The 530-nt window shown below is 55.3% G+C and carries 1 rRNA gene; it reads left to right on the top strand.

Features of this window, described 5'->3' with window-relative positions:
• Positions 1–236: 236 nt before the first annotated feature.
• Positions 237–530, top strand: a 23S ribosomal RNA gene (locus QMD82_08610); the annotation flags it as partial.

The raw sequence follows: 530 nt of genomic DNA on the forward strand, positions 1-530 counted from the left end.
TAACTGTAATCTGTAATACCACCCAATTTGTTGGGTGGCCGGTGCACCTACCCACCGCGTGGTGGGTGGGGAAGATGTTGATGCACAACAACGGGGACACAACGTCGAGCAGGACGCTCCCGAGCGTCCCGTGTTGTGCGTGTGATGCTGTGTGTATGCGAGTCTCTGGACGTAAAATTGGATTGTAATTCACGCCTCGCACATGAGGCGTAGGTGTCACAGCGTATGCTAGTGTGTTTTGGCGTTGCTGTGCCATCCGGCGGATGGCTTGGCTCGAGAACCGAAGAAGGACGTGCCAAGCTGCGATAAGCCCGGGGGAGGCGCAAGGAGCCCTTGATCCCGGGATCTCCTAATGAGAACTCTCTCCCACAAAGGGAAGCCCGATAAGGGCTGGGAACGCCCCGAGTTGAAACATCTGCGTAGGGGCAGGAAAAGAAACCAAACTGGGATGCTGCTAGTAACGGCGAGTGAACACAGCAAATTAGCCTAAACCGAATCCCCCCTAGTAATAGGGGGGAGATGTGGTGTTG

Source organism: bacterium, assembly GCA_030019025.1.
In the GTDB taxonomy this organism is placed as follows: domain Bacteria; phylum Hydrothermota; class Hydrothermia; order UBA1063; family UBA1063; genus UBA1063.